The 19,546-nt window shown below is 40.3% G+C and carries 17 protein-coding genes; 1 reads left to right on the plus strand and 16 read right to left on the minus strand.

The window, feature by feature from the left end:
• Nucleotides 1–200: 200 nt before the first annotated feature.
• Nucleotides 201–1,541 carry a phenylacetate--CoA ligase PaaK gene (paaK, locus tag AC0VYO_RS19635; protein ID WP_475368059.1) on the plus strand — a complete coding sequence of 447 codons (1,341 nt, stop codon included), beginning with the start codon at nucleotides 201–203 and terminating at the stop codon, nucleotides 1,539–1,541.
• Nucleotides 1,542–1,640: 99 nt separating this feature from the next.
• Here the strand turns inward: paaK and AC0VYO_RS19640 are convergent, their stop codons facing one another.
• The 16 genes from AC0VYO_RS19640 to AC0VYO_RS19715 form a co-directional block, all read right to left on the minus strand.
• Nucleotides 1,641–2,684: a Gfo/Idh/MocA family protein gene (locus AC0VYO_RS19640; RefSeq protein WP_475368060.1), complete on the minus strand. Its 1,044-nt coding sequence runs from the start codon at nucleotides 2,682–2,684 to the stop codon at nucleotides 1,641–1,643.
• Between the two features lie 3 nt (nucleotides 2,685–2,687).
• Nucleotides 2,688–3,791, minus strand: a complete 1,104-nt coding sequence (locus AC0VYO_RS19645; protein ID WP_475368061.1) for a Gfo/Idh/MocA family protein — start codon at nucleotides 3,789–3,791, stop codon at nucleotides 2,688–2,690.
• A gap of 25 nt (nucleotides 3,792–3,816) precedes the next feature.
• The gene (locus tag AC0VYO_RS19650) at nucleotides 3,817–4,638 is read right to left on the minus strand and encodes a carbohydrate ABC transporter permease (protein WP_283153465.1); all 822 of its coding nucleotides are present in this window, start codon (nucleotides 4,636–4,638) and stop codon (nucleotides 3,817–3,819) included.
• Nucleotides 4,638–5,576: a carbohydrate ABC transporter permease gene (locus AC0VYO_RS19655; RefSeq protein ID WP_475368062.1), complete on the minus strand. Its 939-nt coding sequence runs from the start codon at nucleotides 5,574–5,576 to the stop codon at nucleotides 4,638–4,640. Before AC0VYO_RS19655 ends, AC0VYO_RS19650 begins: the two co-directional genes overlap by 1 nt.
• Nucleotides 5,577–5,631: 55 nt before the next feature.
• Nucleotides 5,632–6,912, minus strand: coding sequence for an extracellular solute-binding protein (locus AC0VYO_RS19660; protein ID WP_475368063.1), 1,281 nt, complete (start codon nucleotides 6,910–6,912; stop codon nucleotides 5,632–5,634).
• Between the two features lie 42 nt (nucleotides 6,913–6,954).
• The gene (locus AC0VYO_RS19665) at nucleotides 6,955–7,710 is read right to left on the minus strand and encodes a sugar phosphate isomerase/epimerase family protein (protein WP_475368064.1); all 756 of its coding nucleotides are present in this window, start codon (nucleotides 7,708–7,710) and stop codon (nucleotides 6,955–6,957) included.
• Between the two features lie 200 nt (nucleotides 7,711–7,910).
• Nucleotides 7,911–8,915: a LacI family DNA-binding transcriptional regulator gene (locus AC0VYO_RS19670; protein WP_475368065.1), complete on the minus strand. Its 1,005-nt coding sequence runs from the start codon at nucleotides 8,913–8,915 to the stop codon at nucleotides 7,911–7,913.
• Between the two features lie 301 nt (nucleotides 8,916–9,216).
• Nucleotides 9,217–12,165: a CDP-glycerol glycerophosphotransferase family protein gene (locus AC0VYO_RS19675; RefSeq protein ID WP_475368066.1), complete on the minus strand. Its 2,949-nt coding sequence runs from the start codon at nucleotides 12,163–12,165 to the stop codon at nucleotides 9,217–9,219.
• Nucleotides 12,166–12,560: 395 nt separating this feature from the next.
• Nucleotides 12,561–13,619 (minus strand): acyltransferase family protein, encoded by a 1,059-nt coding sequence (locus tag AC0VYO_RS19680; RefSeq protein WP_475368067.1) that lies wholly within the window; start codon nucleotides 13,617–13,619, stop codon nucleotides 12,561–12,563.
• A 269-nt stretch (nucleotides 13,620–13,888) separates the two neighbouring features.
• Nucleotides 13,889–15,127 (minus strand): multidrug effflux MFS transporter, encoded by a 1,239-nt coding sequence (locus AC0VYO_RS19685; RefSeq protein ID WP_475368068.1) that lies wholly within the window; start codon nucleotides 15,125–15,127, stop codon nucleotides 13,889–13,891.
• Nucleotides 15,128–15,341: 214 nt separating this feature from the next.
• Nucleotides 15,342–15,596 (minus strand): hypothetical protein, encoded by a 255-nt coding sequence (locus AC0VYO_RS19690; protein ID WP_430243234.1) that lies wholly within the window; start codon nucleotides 15,594–15,596, stop codon nucleotides 15,342–15,344.
• A gap of 167 nt (nucleotides 15,597–15,763) precedes the next feature.
• Nucleotides 15,764–16,849 carry a plasmid pRiA4b ORF-3 family protein gene (locus AC0VYO_RS19695; RefSeq protein WP_475368069.1) on the minus strand — a complete coding sequence of 362 codons (1,086 nt, stop codon included), beginning with the start codon at nucleotides 16,847–16,849 and terminating at the stop codon, nucleotides 15,764–15,766.
• A 239-nt stretch (nucleotides 16,850–17,088) separates the two neighbouring features.
• Nucleotides 17,089–17,280 carry a hypothetical protein gene (locus AC0VYO_RS19700; protein ID WP_475365995.1) on the minus strand — a complete coding sequence of 64 codons (192 nt, stop codon included), beginning with the start codon at nucleotides 17,278–17,280 and terminating at the stop codon, nucleotides 17,089–17,091.
• A 24-nt stretch (nucleotides 17,281–17,304) separates the two neighbouring features.
• Nucleotides 17,305–17,841, minus strand: a complete 537-nt coding sequence (locus tag AC0VYO_RS19705; RefSeq protein ID WP_475368070.1) for a DUF6241 domain-containing protein — start codon at nucleotides 17,839–17,841, stop codon at nucleotides 17,305–17,307.
• 15 nt (nucleotides 17,842–17,856) lie between these two features.
• Nucleotides 17,857–18,807 carry a hypothetical protein gene (locus tag AC0VYO_RS19710; RefSeq protein WP_475368071.1) on the minus strand — a complete coding sequence of 317 codons (951 nt, stop codon included), beginning with the start codon at nucleotides 18,805–18,807 and terminating at the stop codon, nucleotides 17,857–17,859.
• A complete protein-coding gene (locus tag AC0VYO_RS19715; protein ID WP_475368072.1) occupies nucleotides 18,808–19,335 on the minus strand; it encodes a sigma-70 family RNA polymerase sigma factor in 528 nt (175 codons plus the stop codon). It lies immediately after the preceding gene.
• Nucleotides 19,336–19,546: the final 211 nt, after the last annotated feature.

The raw sequence follows: 19,546 nt of genomic DNA on the forward strand, positions 1-19,546 counted from the left end.
TAATATCAAAACAATAGTGAAGAGAGAAACATTCGACAAATTCTTTCATATATCGGGCAGTGACAGGCACCGTCCTCCACACCACGACCAAAGACACAATTCCACTAAATCTCATTGACCACGCTTCCATAAAAAGGTACCTTTAATATGACACTTATCCTCGCTGTCGTTTATTTTGTATCATACAAGGAGGCTACCGTATGGCAATTTATTCTGAACGAGAAACTTGGAGCACCGCTCAAATGCACGCCCATCAATTAGAAGGATTAAAACGAACAATCAGACACGCCTACCAGAACATCCCTTTCTACCACGAGACTTTCAAGAACATACATATAACCCCAGATGATATCCAGTCACTCGACGACCTGCAACGACTTCCATTTACAAAGAAACATCACCTAAGAGAAAATTACCCTTTCAAGATGCTCGCCTGTCCTATGGACGAAGTTGTCCGCATCCATGCTTCATCTGGGACGAGCGGTAAACCAACCGTAATCGCCTATACAAAGAATGATATTCAAAATTGGGCCGATATTGTTGCAAGATCAATCACACTCGCAGGCGGACAAAAGGGAGACATCCTTCATAACGCCTACGGATATGGACTGTTCACAGGTGGTCTCGGTCTCCATGCAGGCTCAGAGCGACTTGGCTGCGCAACAGTCCCGATATCAGGCGGAAATACAGCTAATCAAATTACCCTAATTCAAGATTTTAAGCCCAGAATCATTTGCTCCACTCCATCCTATCTCCTTAACATTGGAGAAGCGATGATGATGCAAGGCATTGATCCAGCTTCAACTTCATTACAATACGCCATTCTTGGCGCAGAGCCATGGTCGGAAGAAATGAGATTTCAGATCGAAAAATTATTCCATCTGAAAGCAACGGACATTTATGGTTTAAGTGAAGTAATGGGACCGGGCATTGCAATGGAATGTGCAGAATGTCAGAATGGACTCCACATCGCAGACGATCATTTTATCGCTGAAATCATTAACCCTGATACTCTCGATCAAGTCGACGAGGGACAATACGGCGAACTGGTTTTCACAAGCCTTACAAAAGAAGCTCTTCCAATAATCAGATACCGAACAGGTGACATCGCATCCATTACGAGAGAAAAGTGTCTTTGCGGCAGAACAACCACAAGAATGAGCCGTGTAAAAGGACGTATTGATGATATGCTCATTATCAGAGGAGTTAACGTTTTTCCTTCTGAAATCGAACGGTATATATGTAATCTAGAAGAACTCGTCCCGCACTATCAAATCCACTTGCAGAAAAAAGGCCACTTAGATCACGTAACCTTGCATGTCGAAGTAGAGCAGGAGTTTTATAAGAAGCTAGAGATGAATTTTAACCATCCTATGGCGGTGAATCTTGTTGAGAGTCTTGGAAAAACTCTTAAAATGAAAACGCTTATATCAGTGGATATCCAATTGAAAGAACCACACTCAATACCTCGCTCCGAAGGAAAAGCAAAGCGAGTGCTAGATGCCCGTACAAAAATTATTCCTAAAACTTCTATTCATTAATTCAAAACAGGCTGACGATTCATCTCGTCAGCCTGTTCGACATTTAGTGACATAGTTCGGGTGGTGACAGGCACCGCGCACCAACATACCACTCACCCCCTAAATAACCGCCCGCTCACCCTCTACCTCAACCACTCGCTTCGTTTCATTCGCTTCCAGTGCAGCTAGAATCACCTGCAACGATTTCATTCCTTCTTCACCACTGACGGCTGGTACAGTATCGTTCGCAATGCAATCCACGAAATTCTCAACCACGTGCGTCGTTTGCTGTCCCCCCGCTTCATTCGTTTGGATTTTCTGAAGCTCATAATTCACGACATCACCGTTTTTGTACTGAACAACCAGTGAATGCTCCGGATCATCCTCTAGGCGAAGCACCGCATTTTCCCCATAGATTATGGTTGAATTATCACCGCCAGAAACGTAAGACCAGCTTGCTGTGAGTGTGCCAATCACTCCCGTCTCCATTTTAAGAATGCACACCGCGTTATCATCCACATCCGTGTTATCCTTCGCCTTCGTTTCTACAAACGCGCCTACCTCCACAATTTCTCCAAGCAAATAGCGCATCAGATCTGATTTATGTACGCCAAGGTCTCCCATCGCTCCGATAAACGCTCGCTCTTTATCGAAGAACCAGCTACCCGCTCCATCAATACTCCACCGTTCAGGTCCAGGATGACCAAACGTGGTGCGGAAGCTGTAGATCTTTCCAATCTCGCCGCCTTCGATCAATTCCTTAGCTTTTACGTGTGACGCGACGAATCGCTGATTATGAGCAATCATTAGCTTTTTGCCATTTATCTCCGCAGCTTCATTCATTGCTTTCGCTTCCTCAATTGAAGTCGCCATCGGCTTCTCACAGAGAACGTGCTTCCCTGCTTTCAAGGCCGCAATCGATACAGGTGCGTGCAACGCGTTTGGTAAACAAACGCTCACCGCATCAATTTCATCATCTTCAAGTAACGTGAGATAATCAGTATATGCCGTGCCGCCATACAAACTAACCATCTCCTCTGCGCGCTCTTTCACCACATCACAAACCGCTACAATTTCCACATTTTCCTCTGCATTGTACTCCGGCAAATGACGCCGTCTCGCAATACTTCCACAACCGATAACCGCTACTTTCAATTTTTTCATTCCCTATCCCTCCATCGTCTCAGATAAACTGTCACTTGGCATTGCATCAGGTTGCTTGCACTTACTCGTCATCTCATAATGCTTACCTTTCACTGAGGATTCATGTATACCATGCATCATTTCTAGTACATGATAAGCAAGTTCACCATTTGCCCGTGGTTTCCGCTCTTCTCGTAAAGCGTTCACCATGTCCACCACACCAAGCCCACGGCTATTTTCAATCGATCCATGCGTAAGGGAAACTTCCTTCCATTCAACTTCTCCCGCATTTCTTACTAGTACCGGACCGCCGAACGTATTCGGATCAGGTACACTTAACGACCCATTCGTACCGTAGATTTCTAGAAAAGGAGTTTTCGCTCCCCATACATCAAAGCTCGTGATGATCGTACCGATCGCACCATTTTCAAAATCCAAAATGCCTGCAACGTGCGTCGGCGTTTCAACCTTAATCGTCTGTCCAGACTTCGGTTCGCTTGTAATCATCCGTTCAGGCGAGGTGATCCTTGTCGATCCAGTAAGTCGACGAATCGGGCCAATTAAATGAATGAGAGCAGTTAAGTAATAAGGACCCATATCAAACATCGGCCCCGCTCCCTCTCGATAGAAAAAGACTGGATCAGGGTGCCAGCTTTCCGGTCCGTGACCCATCATGAAGGCGGTCGCAGCAACTGGTTCCCCGATTGCGCCATCCTCGATTAGTTTCTTGCACGTCTGAAGTCCACCACCGAGAAATGTATCAGGTGCAACACTTACTAAAAGACCTTTTTCCTTCGCCTTCGCTAGCACCTTTTGCCCGTCTTCAAGCTTTATCGCTAGCGGTTTCTCAGAATACACATGCTTTCCTGCTTCTAATATGCGTAAACTAACTTCCGCATGTGCCGCAGGAATCGTTAAATTAAGAACGAGTTCTATGGTCGGATCTCCCAAAAGGACATCCACATCCAGAACACGAGCAATCTCATATTTCTCTGCTTTCTCAACTGCTTTTTCGTGATTCAAATCAGCTACTGCAACCACTTCAAGATTCGCATACTCGCGAAGATTCGTTAAATAAATGTCGCTAATGTTGCCACAGCCGATGACACCAATTTTCATTTTCTCCATAATCCCCCACTCCTTTCCAGGTTCCCTAACCTTTCACTGCACCACCCGTTAGTCCTTTTACTACTTTTTCTTGTGAGAACAGGTACACAACGAGCATTGGAAGACTCGCAAGTGTTAATGCCGCCATCAAACCAGGGACATTTACTGAAAACTCTCCATAGAAATCTTGCAATCCTAATGGTAGAGTCATGTTCTCAGGGCTAGACACGAGAACGAGCGCAAAGATAAATTCATTCCACAGATGAATAAAATTATAGATAAAAACCGTCATAAGAGCCGGCGTTAACATCGGCAGAATTATGCGCCAAAAAATACCGAAATGAGAACAACCATCAATCTTAGCAGCTTCTTCTAATGACTTCGGAATTTCTTGCATAAATTGCGTTAAAATAAAGATCGAAATCGGTAAACTGAAAGCAATATAAGGTCCAAGTAAAGCTAGCAATGAATCATACAACCCCATATTTTGAGACAGCTTAAAGATCGGGATAAGCGTGGCATGAATTGGTAGCATCATTCCTGATATGAAAAGAAGAAATAAACCACGGTTAAACTTGAAATTCATTCTACTTAATGGATAACTTGCTAGAGCAGCAATTAACATAACCGCCACAACTGCCACAACCGAAACTAGGATACTGTTTAAAAAATAACGAGTTAGCCCCATCTGGAATACATCCGCGTAGTTACCCCACTCGATCGAGGTAAAAATAGCAAATGGTCTTTCAAAGAAAGTGCTTTGATCTTTTAATGAGGTCGAAATCATATAAACAAATGGATAACCTGTGAAAACCAAAAGCAATAATCCGATTAGATACAAAGGCATCTTCCTGAGTGATTGCACCATTAGAAAGCTCCTTTCTTCTTGCGGTTATAATCAACGATTTGGATCAGTACAGTAACAACGAGCGCAATGAGAAACATTAGAAACGCAATCGCACTTGCATAGCCCATATTGAAGTTAATAAAAGCCTGCTTGAACATATAAGTGCCCATCAGCTCTGTTGCGTGATTCGGTCCACCACCAGTCATAATATAGAAAATATCAAAAGCCTTTAAGGATCCAACAATGGCTAGAATGGATGAACTCACAATGGTTGGCATAAGCAAAGGTAACGTGATGTGGAAGAACTTCTGCCAGGAATTCGCTCCATCGATTTGGGCAGATTCATAGAGTTCCTCTCCTATCCCGACCATAGCTGCCTTAAATAGGATCATATAAAAAGGTGAGAACTGCCAAACGACTACTAATAAGATCGCAATCAACGATGTGTTTTCATCACTAAGCCATGCTACATTTTCAAAGCCAAGTAAATTCACAATCTGATTAATAATCCCGTTGATTGGGTCAAACATATACACCCATAAGAGGCCGATCGCAACCGTAGACATTAAGAATGGAAGAAAATAAACGCTACTAAACAAGCGAATGCCTCGTATAGGCGCAAACAGCATCAGCGCCATGATCATGCCGAGTGGAATTTGCACAAAGACAGACGTCAGAACAACCCATGCATTGTTCGTAAGCGAAGTCCAAAAGACGGCATCGTTAAATAATTGAATGTAATTATCGAGCCCAATAAACGTTTTGTCATTCGTTCCATCCCAGCTGTAGAAGCTATAACCTAATGTAGATAAAATGGGGTAAATCACATAGACAAGATAAACAATAAGGGCTGGCGCTGTGAATAAACCAATCGTGACCGCTTTTCTCATATTGCGCTTCTTCGTTCCGTGAGCCACTCTCGTCGTCTCGCTTCTTCTCGCCACTTCAGCTGTTTCCATATGTAAAGCTCTCCCTTCTGTAGATAAGAAAGAGGGGACTCATCCCCTCCTTCACTTATTCAAGAAGCTCTTCTGCCTTGGCTTCCATTTTGTTAGCTGCTTCTTCTGGCGTCATTGATAGACCGAATAGTGCCTGCGTCGTATCTTTATGAAGTTCAGCAAGCTCTGGAGGAAGTGTCTGGTCATAAGGCATTTGAATATGAGAAGCATTCTGAGCTACATCATAGAACTGCTTTACAAATTCATCCTCAGGAACAACATCTTTTACAGCTGACAGCGTTCCCGTGCGATCCGTGAATTTCTGTGCTGTTTCTTTACTCGTTAACGCTTGAATAAACTCAGCTGCTAAATCAGGATTTTTAGATTCTTTCGCAACTGACCAAACCGGTCCAGTGGCACCACCGACTTGCGTTTCATTTCCTTCCCCACCTGAAATCGTCGGGAATACGAAGAAACCAAGTTTCTCCTCGAACTGTGGAGCTTCTTCTCTCACGTTATTTAAGAAAGAGATCGTCATATCCATCATCGCAGCTTGCCCGGAGTACATGAGCTGTCGACCGCGGCCTTCATCGTAAGGAATACCGTTAAATCCAGCATTAAATGCATCCATCTTGACGAGATCTTGAATATACTCACCCGCTTCAACATAAGCAGGGTCATCAAAACCGCGTCCTTCGCGATTAAATGCGCTCTCGAATAAATCTGGTCCACCAATGCGACTTGCAAAATTCATTAAATAGTACGCTCCTGGCCATTTCGTTTTATTCGTTAACGCAAGTGGCGTCACATCATTCTTTTTCAGCGTCTTAATCACTTCAGTAAATTCCTCATACGTCTTTGGTTCTTCAAGATCATACTTTTCAAAGATTTCTTTGTTGTAAAAAATCACATCGAGCGATAAACCCAATGGTACACCGTACACCTTTTCATCGAATGTCCCGTTATTTAATGCCATTTCTAAGTAATGATCTTGATCGATATTTTCAGTAATATTTTGCACATTTCCCTGATCAACGAAATGCTTCAACCAGCCGCCACCCCAGCTCTGAAAGATATCTGGTGGATTTCCACCCGACATCGAGACAGCTAATTTCTGCTTGTAAGCATCGTTTGGTGTTTGGAGTAACTTCACCTTCACACCATCATGTTCTTCTTCAAACTGCTTCGCTACTTCCTGAAAAAGCTTTTCCCGTTCACCCGTTTCAATGTGCCAAACTTCAATTACCTTCTCATCCCCGTTGCCAGAATCAGAACTTCCAGATGCTCCCTGGTTCCCCCCACATGCCGCTAACAGCAACAACACCAAAACTGATAATAAAGCCGTTACTTTCTTCATGCTTTACCCCCTAATTTGTAGTAATGACTATATAGCAACTGATCAAGAATGCTTACTAAGGAAATAGTTCATACTCATTTCAATACTTTCGATAGGAGAGCGCTTACATTTATCTTGTTCAACAATCCACCAGTCAACGTTAGACACATCGCCTTGATTGAGGACTCCATTAAGGTCAACCCCTCCTGTGCCGAGCTCAGCGAAGAATTGCTCCCCATCCGTGGTCATGTCTTTCAAATGAACAAGAGGCGTGCGATCTTGATATCGCTTCATCCACTCTACCGGATTTTCCCCAGCCCGAGTGAGCCAATAAATATCAAACTCCGCCTTCACCCACTCTGGATTCGTTTCATCTAAAATGGTCTCAAGCGCCGTTTTACCATTCGACAGCCTCTCTAATTCAAAATCATGATTGTGATAACATAACGTGATCCCTTCTTTCGAGCACTCTTGTCCAATGTCATTCAAGCTTCGAATGACCTCCGAATATCCTTCCTCTGTTCGCATTTCAGGTGCAAGAAACGGACAAACAAGCTTGGTACTTCCAATTTCATGCTGATACGCTATCACACTACTTAAATCTTCCAATAGTTTATCGAGAGGAATGTGGCTAGAAGCTGCCATTAATCCAAGGTCATCCATTACTTTCTTCAAATCCTTTGCAGACATATCGTAATACCCTGCGAACTCCACACCTTGATAACCGATGTCCGAAACCTTTTTCAAAGTACCAATAAAGTCCTTTTCACTTTCCTCTCGTAACGTATACATCTGTACTGCAACAGGTATATTTGCCATTTACTATCTCTCCTTTAATAGTTGATTAGTTTAAATCAGCCGATAGTCCGTTCTTCACCTCCTGGAAATAGTAGACTTCATAAATGTAATGGATTACATTTATGCATATGATAAAGTGTTAAAGTGTTTATAAATAAAGGTTTCTTCACCTCTCATAAAGTAAACGGTTACATTTTAGTGAAACAGAATAGTCATCAAGACTAAACCTGCTTTTTATAACCGCATGACTCTCTGATAATAAGTTTCGTATCAAGCACGTGCTGCTTTTTCGTTAAGGTTTCACCATTAATTTGCTTCAAAAGGAGTTCCATAGATCTTTGTCCCATTTCCATAAAAGGTTGCGCTACTGTCGTAAGCGACGGCTCAAAGGTATCTGAGAACTGAATGTTATCAAAACCAACAACTGCAATGTCTTCCGGTACTCGAAGTCCGTGAGCTTTTACCGCTTTAACGGCCCCCATCGCCATGCTATCATTTGCAGCAAATATAGCTGTAGGAGGGTTTTCCAATGCAAGAAACTTATTCATCTGATTGTAACCAGATTCATAATGATGATCTCCCTCTTGAATAAGAACCCCATCGATTCCTATGCCGTGCTCAAGAAGCGCCTGTCGATAACCTTTTAACCGATCCCGACTCAACGGAATATCTAACGGACCTGTAATCATTCCAACTCGTTGATGTCCAAGCTGCAGTAAATGCTCCACCGCATTACGTGCACTGCTAATATTATCAATGGCTACAGTAGGAACGTTGAGACCTGCAATAAAGTCAGATGTAAGCACAACAGGATATTTGTCAGCAATGTCGGTAATAACGTTATTATCCAACCTCGTTGTTAATAATATCACCCCATCTACCTGTTTCTGCTTCAACTCTTCAAGATAGCTGTAAGCTTTATCCGGATCTTGATAAGTATTTCCAAGAAGCACTTTGTAACCCGATTGATGGGCGACCAAGTCAATTCCGGCAATCATTTGCGGAAAAACATTATTCTCAATAGAAGGAACCATAACGAGGATCGTCTTCGTTTCAGTTCTTCTAAAATAACGAGCTAGAACATTGGGCTGATAGTTTAATTCTTCAATTGCCTGAAGCACCTTCATTCGCGTCTTTTCTTTTACAGCATCAGGATTTTGAATTACCCTGGACACAGTAGCTGTTGATACATTCGCAAGCTTTGCTACATCTGTCATATTCGCCATTTCAATTATCTCCCTAGTGTTTAAAATAGTATCTTTATTTTAAACTATAAATGGCTGATAGTGAGAATTCAAGCAAAATGTAATGGATTACATTTAGTGAACGGATTATCCATTACCTGCAACTGATGTTTATTATAGAGAATAAATAGGCAAACTTCAATAGATTTCAGAAAATTTATTTAATTAAATTAATTAGAATGCACTTACGATACTTAGATCCCCCTCTCCTCGGATCTAAAATTCATTCTAAACAAATCCACAAAAAAGAGCCCAACGTAACCTAACCATTGGACTCTCAAAATTAATGTGACCTTAACGTTGCGAGAAGTTTGCCACCTACTTGATTAACAATAGGGTATTTTTTATACCTTCTCCACATTGTGGAGACAGCATCGCTGCTCTTCAACACTTCTTTGAGCGTTTTTCTTCTTGTTACTTCTTTCTCTTTTTTCTTAATTTCAGAAAAGATCCTTGAGCTGTTACCATCATCAATATAGTTAAAGTACTCAAATCGCTTGCTGCTAATTTCAGGTTTTTCAGCGAAATTCGTGCTCGCATACTCTTCGAATTTTGAAACTAACGCTGCGGAAGAGTATGCGACATCTCCAAATAATTCTTTGTTAAGATCCATATAACTTCCCTGCAATTCATTATACTTACTCAAATCAAAATGGAAAAATAGCACTGGCTTCTTTTGATAATACATTTCCCAGGCGACACTGGAATAATCCGTAATTAACATACTGGAGCGCATCAGGAGATCATTAATCTTTTCCTCACCGAATTGAATGACTCTTACATGCTCATTTTCACTAGTAAAATGGGCGACATAGGGCATGAATTTAGGATGAACATAGAAATTGAGAAGCAAATTATTTTTCCTTAGCGTGTCATGTAGCTCATTAGAGTTTAGCAGAGCATTATAAGCTTTATAGTAATCGGATAGCACAAATTCGCCTTCTTCTACTTCATCAAGCCAATTCCGCCAGGTCGGCATAAGAAAGACCTCTTTTTTCCCGCTATCGGTTGGCTCTTGGGAACGGTCTTCTACTACATCCCATCTTGATAAGCCCGTCACAATAATGTTCTTCGCTTTATATCCAAAGTGGTCCATGACGATTTGCTTTTCAAAATCGGAGGACACAACGAATAAATCAGCTGAATTCGCTGAACCAACCTTAAACGTATTTTCTACCTTCTTCAGTCCCAACACACCGTGCTGTAGAAAGACGTAGCGCTTACTATTCACATAATCACGAATCGGTCCACGAGCCACCCTCCAGGCATAACCGTGTCCCTTCGCTTCAGATGAAACAATCACTTTGGAAGATAGGATTAAAAAAAGGTGTTTAATGCTCATGAAATAAACGACTCGTTCCTTATAAGGAATTAAATTGCGTTCATCTTCAGACCCTTTTTTAATAACATAGTAAACCTTCTTACCTTTATGTTCTTCAAAGCAATGTTTAAAGAAGTAATAGGCATTATCTTGCGCTGTTTCTGAATATTTCTCATGAATTAACCAGGTAGGTTTCCAAAACGCATTCCAGTAGAAAAGGATATACAAATAGTACGCAATGTACTCATTCATTTTGTACTTTATGCTCTCATATTCGCCTTTATAGCGATAAGTGATACTAACCCCACCATTAATCGTGATATAGGGATAGATCATGTAGCCATTGGATTGATTTAAAGTGTATTTCCCCATCCGATGTTTCAATTGCTTATGAATAAGTAAATTATCACTAACTACTCTAATTAATCTCGTCTCGTGATTATTTACTTTTACTGAAATAAAAAAGTCCCAATAAAACTGTTCAAATTCAACTTCATTTAATTGAATGCGGAAACTTACTTTTTGTTTATTAGCGGACGTTTCCACCACTTTATGATAAGGTACACTTACTCGTTTACTCTTATCACTACGTAGCCTTAGGACGAGCTCCTCCACTTCGAAGCTTTTTATTCTCTTCATTGAAACCGTAGCCGTCAACTGCAGTTCACCATTTTGTTTAAGATTCAAACGATGAAGAGAAACGTTACCAGGATACTTACTTTTTAAATATTGCTCCTCAGTACTAACGTAAAATGAAAATTCATGATCATTTGTTAAATAAGGTGAAAGATAAAGATCATCCGTTATAGGAAGATGACCGACATGCCGTTCGAGGTGGTTGAGAGGGTTATTATACTCACCGACTCTTCTTACCTCAACTAGGTTAGCGTGCCGAATTTCAACAAAAAGATCCCAGCGGCTTGTGTTAGTAAATAATTCATTGAATTGGCTTATAGACACGCCGATTTCTTCCACCGAACCATGTAAATGACGGGACACCTCCAAATTCACGATCTCATCTCTTTTACGTTTCTTCAAATAAAATTGAATTTCATTCGCATATTCGATGAAATTCGTAGAAACATCAAATAAGATGCGATCGTGCGTAACACGTAAGTTCTGAGCATGAAGCTGCCCCTTCACTATTTTTGTAGATGAAGGTTGCACGATTGGGGTCACTTGACTATTCTCAAAAATTAACGAATAAACTTCAAGAGTGTTTCCACGCTTAAAATGAAGTTGAAGCTCACCTTCTCCATTCACATAGTCATTCTTGTTTTCATTATGAATTGTTAAAGATTTATCTTCTGGATGATAAGATGAAGGGATCTTTCGAGAAGTTAAATCGTTCGTGTGAACCATTACTGGTGAAGAAGGAAAGTACTGATCGATATGTAGAATGAGGCGGTTGTCTTCTTCTTCCATGGAGATGACCTGACTTTGGAAGTCAACAACTTCATAACTAACTTTTTCTAGCTCACTTATACTCCCTATATGCAAGGAAAGTTCATTCCGATCCGTAAGATAAGGAATCCAAGAGTGCTGCTCCATTTCAACAATCGGTTTCAAATACCTGTGTGGTCTAGAAGCTATGGGAGCTTGATAGACACCAATTCTCTTTCTATCCATGCTTTTACTTCGACCATTTATTACAAAGAAATCCCATTTACCTGAGTTTAATCCACTTAAATCCTCTTTAAATAACCTGAAATTGATAAAAGAACCTACTCTTTCTTGTTTAAAGTCCGGCCATATATATTCTTCATTTTTACGATTTATTAGACATAGATTGAGAGATTCTAGATCAAGAATTTCTTCATTTTTTATCTGGAAGCTTAACATCTCTCCATCCCATCGCACATCGTTCACTGCAATATTTCTTCTCTCAACTTGATGACGTTTAACAAGCATTTATCTCTTCCTTTGTACCATTAATTTTCCTTTTAATTAGGCAAAACAGCTATTTATTTTCAAAAAAAAAAACGTTTGATTGAAATAACGGTAAAAAACTCTACTCCCCTTAAAAGAGATGTAAAGTCGAATGATTGGATAGTCGTTTTCGGATTCCATTTATACCCATTTAAAACCAATGATAACCAACACATAACGTTAATATTACCACTTATAGATTCGTTTTCAAGCATATCTGACTAAAAACTAGTCAATTAGTCATGCATGTGTCTATTCTCATAGATTGAGATCCGCTTCTTATCACACTAATTTTAACGGAGATATTGATACAAAAAAAACCCATCACCTCAATATGATGGGTTCTTTACGTTCATTGGAATGGATTAATCAAACGTTTAATTAATTCCAAGTTCCTGTTGATTCAGCATCTTTGTTTTAACAACAGGGCCTTTTATCCCCTCGATGTTGATGACAATTAACCTTACTAGCTTACTAATGAAAACCGACGTTCCAAGCACTAGGGTGAAGATAAGTACAATATATTCTTTTTGCCATACCGCATCTGGCAAAATACTTGAATACGCGATAATCATGAATGGAAAGATAAAATAGAGGCCTATTGTGTTTTCCCCAATGGAGTGCAAGAAAATATCCAACAGCACCACTTTTCTAACTGATCGATAAATCCCCACCAAGGTTATCGTTATCACAGGCACCGTTATCATAAGAAACCATTCTGCCTGATAGATAGAGCCATTCATCAAATAGTAGGTAACCTCGAAAAGAATTAATCCAATCAATGGTACAAGTCCGAATCGATTGAATTTCTCTAGAAAGTTCTGTACAGAATCCCAGTGCCGAGCTAAGTAACCTCCAAGAACAAAGAAGAAAAGCCATTTCAAAAGCAAACCGTCTTGGGCCAGAAATGCATTACCTTCCGTTAAGACTGGAGATACGAAATAGTAATGAACCAGTCCAGTAATAACTAATAGAATCGACCAACCAGCTTTAGTTTGAACAAGCTTCAGTAAAGGGAGAAATAGAAGAAATTGTAGAACGACTGAAATAAAAGACAAGTGATAGAATGAATCCCCCATGGCAAAAGTAAGAATAGAATCTTTCCAACCGGTAAACATCTCTACGTTCATGGCTACTTTTGCAAGAACAAGATAGAAAAGGCTCCAGAGAACGAATAGAAGAATAACCTTAGAAACTTCAAAAGCACCTAATCGCTTCTCCTTCTTCGGCGATGGTTTAAATAGATATAAGCTAACGATCACTGCAAACATCGCAATCCCAAATTGACTGAGTTGATAAGTAATAGAGCTAATCTCATTCAATGACTGTCCTTCTCCAAAGAAAAGCATTTCCAAAACATGAACGAGTATTAGAAATAAACAAGTAATCGCACTTAGAAAAATGATTTCGCTTTGACCTTGATTCGTTCTCTGCATGAGCTCACATCCCGTTGTGGTTTGACTTGATACCTCTATTATAAGGATGTGACTCTCGCTGTGGAGGGATAATGGCTATTCTTTACAAAACATTAATAGAGCTGACATGATCCTTACAATGCCTTCATCCGCACTAAATAATATTCTCGAAAGAGCAAGAATAGCCTTCGACAAATAACGGGGAGTGACAGGCACCGCGAGCCGCAACCGCACCACCGACAGCAAAAATAAGACTGCTAAGCTACGCTTAGCAGTCTTACCCCATTCCATCAACTCGCTTCATTCGCAACAAGATACACTTTCTTGTTCCTTTTAACAAGAAAGACATATGCTCCTACAGCAATCAGTTCACATGCTGCAATCACAAGAGCCATTGATAAACCACCTTCCCCTAATCCTACTATTGGGGCAACAATAGCACCGAGAAGAAATGGTAGTAAACCAAGTAACGCAGAAGCACTTCCGGCATGCTCAGCTTGATTTTCAAGTGCTAGTGAAAAGACGGATGTATTCACCACACCTACACTTGAGACGGTGAAAAACAAAAGAATGCAAACATAGATAACAGGTGCATCCATTGCGATCACCATTAGCAATAAAATACTGCTGATCACAGCTTGCGATAAACCGTAAACAAGTAGGCGACTCTCCCCTATTTTTCCGGCAAGCCTTCCTGTAATTTGGGTCGCGATGATTAGTCCAACGCCGTTCAACGCAAAAACAAGACTAAACATTTGAGCAGAAAGTCCATACACTTCTTGAAGCACGAATGTGGAACCTGAAATGTACGCAAACATCGCACTCATCACAAATCCTTGTACGAGCACATAACCAAAAAAGATTTTATCTTTAAAAAGAAGTCCGTACGTCTGAAGAACCTCTTTGAATCCTCCTGTTTTTCGCTTATTAACAGGCAGTGTTTCTTTTAATCCAAATAGAACCGCAAAAAACATAATGGCGCCGATCACAGTTAATACGCCAAAAACACCACGCCATGATAAAAATTGGAGAAGCTGTCCGCCTGCAACTGGCGCAGCTATTGGTGCAATTCCATTCACAAGCATAAGTAGGGCAAAGTACTTCGTCATCTCTGTTCCTGAGAACTTATCACGTAGACTCGCTCTTGAAATCACCATTCCGGCTGCACCTGAAAGTCCCTGAAGTAAACGAAGGGCAATGAATGGCCAGATCGAAGTCACAAAGAGACAAAGTAACGAAGCGATCGTATAAATAGTTAGTGAAATGATGAGAGGCTTACGTCTTCCCTGTATATCACTAAATGGTCCAACCACGATTTGCCCCAGCGCTAAACCAATTAAACAAGCTGTTAAACTTAGTTGTGCCATAGACGCATTGGTTTGCAAATCATCAGCCAACGTAGGAAGTGCCGGTAAATACATATCAATTGTTAAAGGACCAAACGCACTAAGAGCACCAAGTATAAAAATAAAGAAATAGATGGATTTCTTTGAGCCGCTTGAGGTCGCTGTTAATTCTTCTTGTTTCATAATTGCTCTCCCCTCAATATCTTATAACAGAACAATCATAAACCCTCCAGTAACTGGAGGGTCAAGTTTTTTATTATCTTGAAGAAGAATTTAGTGGGAAGAGTAACTGAAAAGAGATAATGAATTTGTGAATTCAGCGTATCCTTAACCTCCATTTATGTAGAACCGACTCACTCCTTTTACCCCTTAGCACTCATATATGAACTAACCTTCTTCATTCTCGCCGATCTTTTATCATACGTTTTAGTTCTTCTGTTTCACTTAGCTGTTGCTCCTGGTAAGTCATGATCTGAGACAGTCCAAGCAGAATAACCCCAAAGAATAAGCTACTCCCAATAACGTTCAAACCACCAAACCAGGATTGAGATACATTCCACACAATGATGCCAGTGATTACTCCAAAAATAAGAATCATCCAACCCACTAAGAAGGCGGCCACTTTAATCCCACTGTCTCTCTTTGTATTCATGATAGCACCTCTTTTATGTTATTATTTTAACACGCACTGGTAAATAACTGGATATTAACAGCAAGCTTCTAACACGAAAGAAGGTACTAAGAACTCGTTTCTATCAAACTAAAAAGCACCCCTGGAAGTGACCCAGAGATGCTTTAATGTACCTTTTCGAATTGTCATTATTTCTTCAACAACCGATTAATAACATCTTTATCAAACGACTTATACCCCTGGGATATAGCCCAGTCCATCATATCCTTACGATCAGAATGATTCACATCATTAACAATTTGGAGGAATTCTTCAAATCCTCCTTCTCCACCTACATCTTCAGGAGGAGCATTCCCTTCCCCATCAAGGCAGACAGAATAATTTAAATCTGAATTTTGAATGATTCGTTCTACCTCAATTTCATGCACCCAGTAATCTCCATAATCGTAGGTATACACCATGCGAGCAGGCAGATAATCCGAAAGTTTCTTTCCTCCCTCTAATGCCATTGGCGTTTCTCCTTGAAAGTCAAATGCATGCTTACTACTGACTAAGTTCATAAGTGGACGATTATTATTTTTATCTGCTTCCAAAGGATAAATCATGAAATCATGAAGATGAGCATTCATCCACCCAAAAGTGGTTTGTAAAATTCTATGGAAACTCGAAAAGGTTGTATTCGTCGGTACTCTTAACCTTCGCCATACATTATAATCCCTGAGTTGCAGCGTTACCTTCAGAACTACCGCCTCTATACTAAAAATCTCCCCACCTGAAAGCTCTTCTAAGTCTTTGTACAATTCCTCATTTGGTACAATGTAGCTATTCTTTCCGTTTCCATACAACGTATTGCTAACCCATTGACTCAATTCTTCTTGGATAATTGTATCAGGGTCAATCATATCTTCACCGAATTCCACGTTTTCACAAGCTTTGTTTAATCTCGCAACCGTTGTGCGATTTTTAGTTTTGGCATAAGTCGTCTGTCCCGCGTTCTGAACGACTTGATCAATAATCTCTTTCTTAATCCCTTCTGCCGCATACACTCGTTCAATTCCTTTAAGTAATAGCTGATCCAATTGCTTAAAGTCTTTCGCTTTTACACCATATAGTACAATTGCATAGCGATTTTGATCATTAACGAAAACTACTACCTTTTTCCGTCCAAGCTTAATGACGTTAGCATGCCAGGAATGTAAAGGTTCCTCATCTACATCTATCGCTACGTCGCCTTTCACTTCATCTAATAGTTTTTTGGTACATTGAATTAGCATGTAAGAGCTCCTTTTTAAAGTTGATTTAGAAAAAGACCCACTCAGTCAGTAAATTTCGCTTCATGTATTCATTCTCTAACTCCAGAAGTGTTTCGTCAAATGGCGAATGACTTATATCGTTATGAATGAAACTAGTATTCCACTCTAACTCCCCCTGCAACTCAAACCAGTCCACTGCTTTACATAAAATAAAACGGCGGGAGTTAAACAAACGTTTGTTTAACTCCCGCACCATTCATTTAATCGTCTTTTGAAACCCTCTTAACCTCTTGAAGCAACGGCTCATACAGGTCTGAACCTTTTTTTACATAATGAAGTTCCTTCACCCCAGGTACCTTCAGGTGTATTGCTCCGCTTTCCTTGTTGTACCACAACCTTAATCCATCAAGAAAAACGGACTTTTCTGTTTCGGAAACTTCTAGTTTCATCATTTATCTCTCAATCCTTTCTTTAGTTTAGTAGTGCTCATCAACAAATACCTGCTCTTCATCAGCAGACAATAACCGACTCGCCTTTCCGACTGACCCGTTATTCAAGCTCCAGAGCTCGTTATGAACGTAGACCGCATTTTCAAAATTTCCGTTTTTCCATTTCATTAACGCTTGCTTATATAAATCGTAATGTTCATATTCTCCCTTACCCTCGACTTGATCCAGAATGGTAAGCATGTCGTCAATACGCTCATCTGTCATTTCAACAAGCGTCCACTTTTCATCAGCATAAACTTTCTGATGTGTCATACCGTGAAGAGTGTTCATAAAATGCTGTTCACTCGGTATATCATCATTCGCTGTTGAATCCGATCCATCATCAATATAGCGTTCCTGATCAATCTCATCTGCCGCATCTGCTGAGCCCTCATCAGATGCTTCAGTTACGCCTTTGTCTTCTAGTAAAGTTGTATTCATATCTGAGATAAACCAATAGCCAAGTCCAAGAGCCAAAAGGACGATTGATACGATTGAAATCAGTATTGTTTTAGTGGATGGCATGTTTTAGACAACTCCTTAGTATGATTGTTCGTTCAATTTATCTTTTCGTGCTAGATCTATGATTCCAGCCAGGTTAACGATGCTTCGCTTAAGGACGACATGTTGTTGCTCTAGTTCTTTCGCTTTTTCAACGCTATCGTCTTCAGGAGATGCGGAGTCGTTTGCTAGAGTGTCAGCTTTTGTATAGATTTTATCTATCTCACTTTTTAATGCCGGAAGTTCATCTGAATAGTTCATCGCTAGTTCCATCCGATCTCTCACTAATGCACTCCGATCATGGATTTCTTTAATACCATCAACGTTCACAACCCATCTAAAATCAACTTCATTATTATAGACTCCCACGACAGGAGGCGATAAAAGTTCGACTTCCATGTCAGCTGCCTTTTCATTGATATATCCCATAACGACGCCCATATATTGATCTTCTGTCGGAAGAGGTTGATCGTCAACTTCAGGGTCTCTTTGCCCCCAATTAATACTCGAAATATATCCAGTATCTTTCGAAAAACTATAACCATTCTCGTATTCAATATTGGACGGAATTTCTGAATCCTCCAATGAAATGCGATTTTCTTCTGGCAACTCCCATTTCAATAAATAGTCATAAATTTTTTGGTAATGCTCATCAGGAAATTTCCTTTCATCAAATTCAGCTTGTTCATTCTCCATTTTTTTCTCTACTTCATCATCACCAACAGATAAATCTGGTTGTTCTTGTTCTTCTTTTTCCAGCCCTTGTTCTGTTCCAAAATAATTAGCAACTCCATTTGACCCAAGAATAAATACCAAAAGTAAACAAGTAACGAAAGATAGGGCTGGGACCAATCGTCTTGGTTTCCGCTTGGAAGAACGACTATGAATTACGGTGTAATAAATCCGCTCCTTCTCCCTCTCACTCACCTCGCCCTTCTTCAATACCGTTCCATCCATATCCTTACGAAGATTTTTCAGCTTGTCTTCCATCTACTCAACCTCCTTATAAAGCTCACGAAGTTGCAATTTAGCACGCCTTAATCTTGTTTTTACCGTCTCTGTTTTAATACCTGTTAATTCTTCTATTTCCTGAAGACTTAAATCCTCATAATAGAACAATATAATCACTTCTCGATATTTCACCGAAAGCGAGAGAACCTTCTGAGAAATCTCTTCTCCTTCACTTTTTTGAACGAGTATTTCATCAAGACCAGCCGCCACCTCCACCTTTTCATCCCCGCGAAAAGGAACCATCGACCTGAACCACTTACTCTTCAAATAATCTTTGCATCGATTGACGGTAATTTTAAACAACCAGGTTTTATAGCTGCTTTCTCCCCTGAAATGTTCTATGTTTTTAAAACAAGAAATAAATACTTCTTGCGTAATATCATCCGCTACCGCCCAATTTTTCACATATGTATAAGCCAGCCGCTTAATCTGCTCGGCAAAGTCATCAATCAACTCCCTAACGATTTCATTTCTCTCAAACTCATTGTCTGTTTTTTTCTCCCCCAACTAGCTCCCCCCTGGATTCACCTGTATGATAGACGACTTACTTTTCGTTATCGGTTCAAAAATATACCATCTTTAGCAGTTTACGACTAGAATTAATATCAAATTTTATCTAGTTAAAGATATGCACCACAAAAAGAACCGCAGGAAGTTAAGAGGTTCCTGCGGTTCTTGAGTTGATATTTCGTTTTCAAGTACTGACATTCTTTCAACC

Source organism: Anaerobacillus sp. 63XJN7_4_ISO-PGPR-S23-413 (assembly GCF_056173725.1).

Bases quoted from the DNA above. Each gene is read 5' to 3' on its own strand.
- AC0VYO_RS19700 (WP_475365995.1), bottom strand. From the start codon at position 17,280: ATGATGAAACTAGAAGTTTCCGAAACAGAAAAGTCCGTTTTTCTTGAT.
- AC0VYO_RS19665 (WP_475368064.1), bottom strand. From the start codon at position 7,710: ATGGCAAATATACCTGTTGCAGTACAGATGTATACGTTACGAGAGGAA.
- AC0VYO_RS19675 (WP_475368066.1), bottom strand. From the start codon at position 12,165: ATGCTTGTTAAACGTCATCAAGTTGAGAGAAGAAATATTGCAGTGAAC.
- AC0VYO_RS19705 (WP_475368070.1), bottom strand. From the start codon at position 17,841: ATGCCATCCACTAAAACAATACTGATTTCAATCGTATCAATCGTCCTT.
- AC0VYO_RS19650 (WP_283153465.1), bottom strand. From the start codon at position 4,638: ATGGTGCAATCACTCAGGAAGATGCCTTTGTATCTAATCGGATTATTG.
- AC0VYO_RS19690 (WP_430243234.1), bottom strand. From the start codon at position 15,596: ATGAATACAAAGAGAGACAGTGGGATTAAAGTGGCCGCCTTCTTAGTG.
- AC0VYO_RS19645 (WP_475368061.1), bottom strand. From the start codon at position 3,791: ATGGAGAAAATGAAAATTGGTGTCATCGGCTGTGGCAACATTAGCGAC.
- AC0VYO_RS19670 (WP_475368065.1), bottom strand. From the start codon at position 8,915: ATGGCGAATATGACAGATGTAGCAAAGCTTGCGAATGTATCAACAGCT.
- paaK (WP_475368059.1), top strand. From the start codon at position 201: ATGGCAATTTATTCTGAACGAGAAACTTGGAGCACCGCTCAAATGCAC.
- AC0VYO_RS19685 (WP_475368068.1), bottom strand. From the start codon at position 15,127: ATGAAACAAGAAGAATTAACAGCGACCTCAAGCGGCTCAAAGAAATCC.
- AC0VYO_RS19660 (WP_475368063.1), bottom strand. From the start codon at position 6,912: ATGAAGAAAGTAACGGCTTTATTATCAGTTTTGGTGTTGTTGCTGTTA.
- AC0VYO_RS19695 (WP_475368069.1), bottom strand. From the start codon at position 16,849: ATGCTAATTCAATGTACCAAAAAACTATTAGATGAAGTGAAAGGCGAC.
- AC0VYO_RS19680 (WP_475368067.1), bottom strand. From the start codon at position 13,619: ATGCAGAGAACGAATCAAGGTCAAAGCGAAATCATTTTTCTAAGTGCG.
- AC0VYO_RS19640 (WP_475368060.1), bottom strand. From the start codon at position 2,684: ATGAAAAAATTGAAAGTAGCGGTTATCGGTTGTGGAAGTATTGCGAGA.
- AC0VYO_RS19655 (WP_475368062.1), bottom strand. From the start codon at position 5,576: ATGGAAACAGCTGAAGTGGCGAGAAGAAGCGAGACGACGAGAGTGGCT.
- AC0VYO_RS19710 (WP_475368071.1), bottom strand. From the start codon at position 18,807: ATGGAAGACAAGCTGAAAAATCTTCGTAAGGATATGGATGGAACGGTA.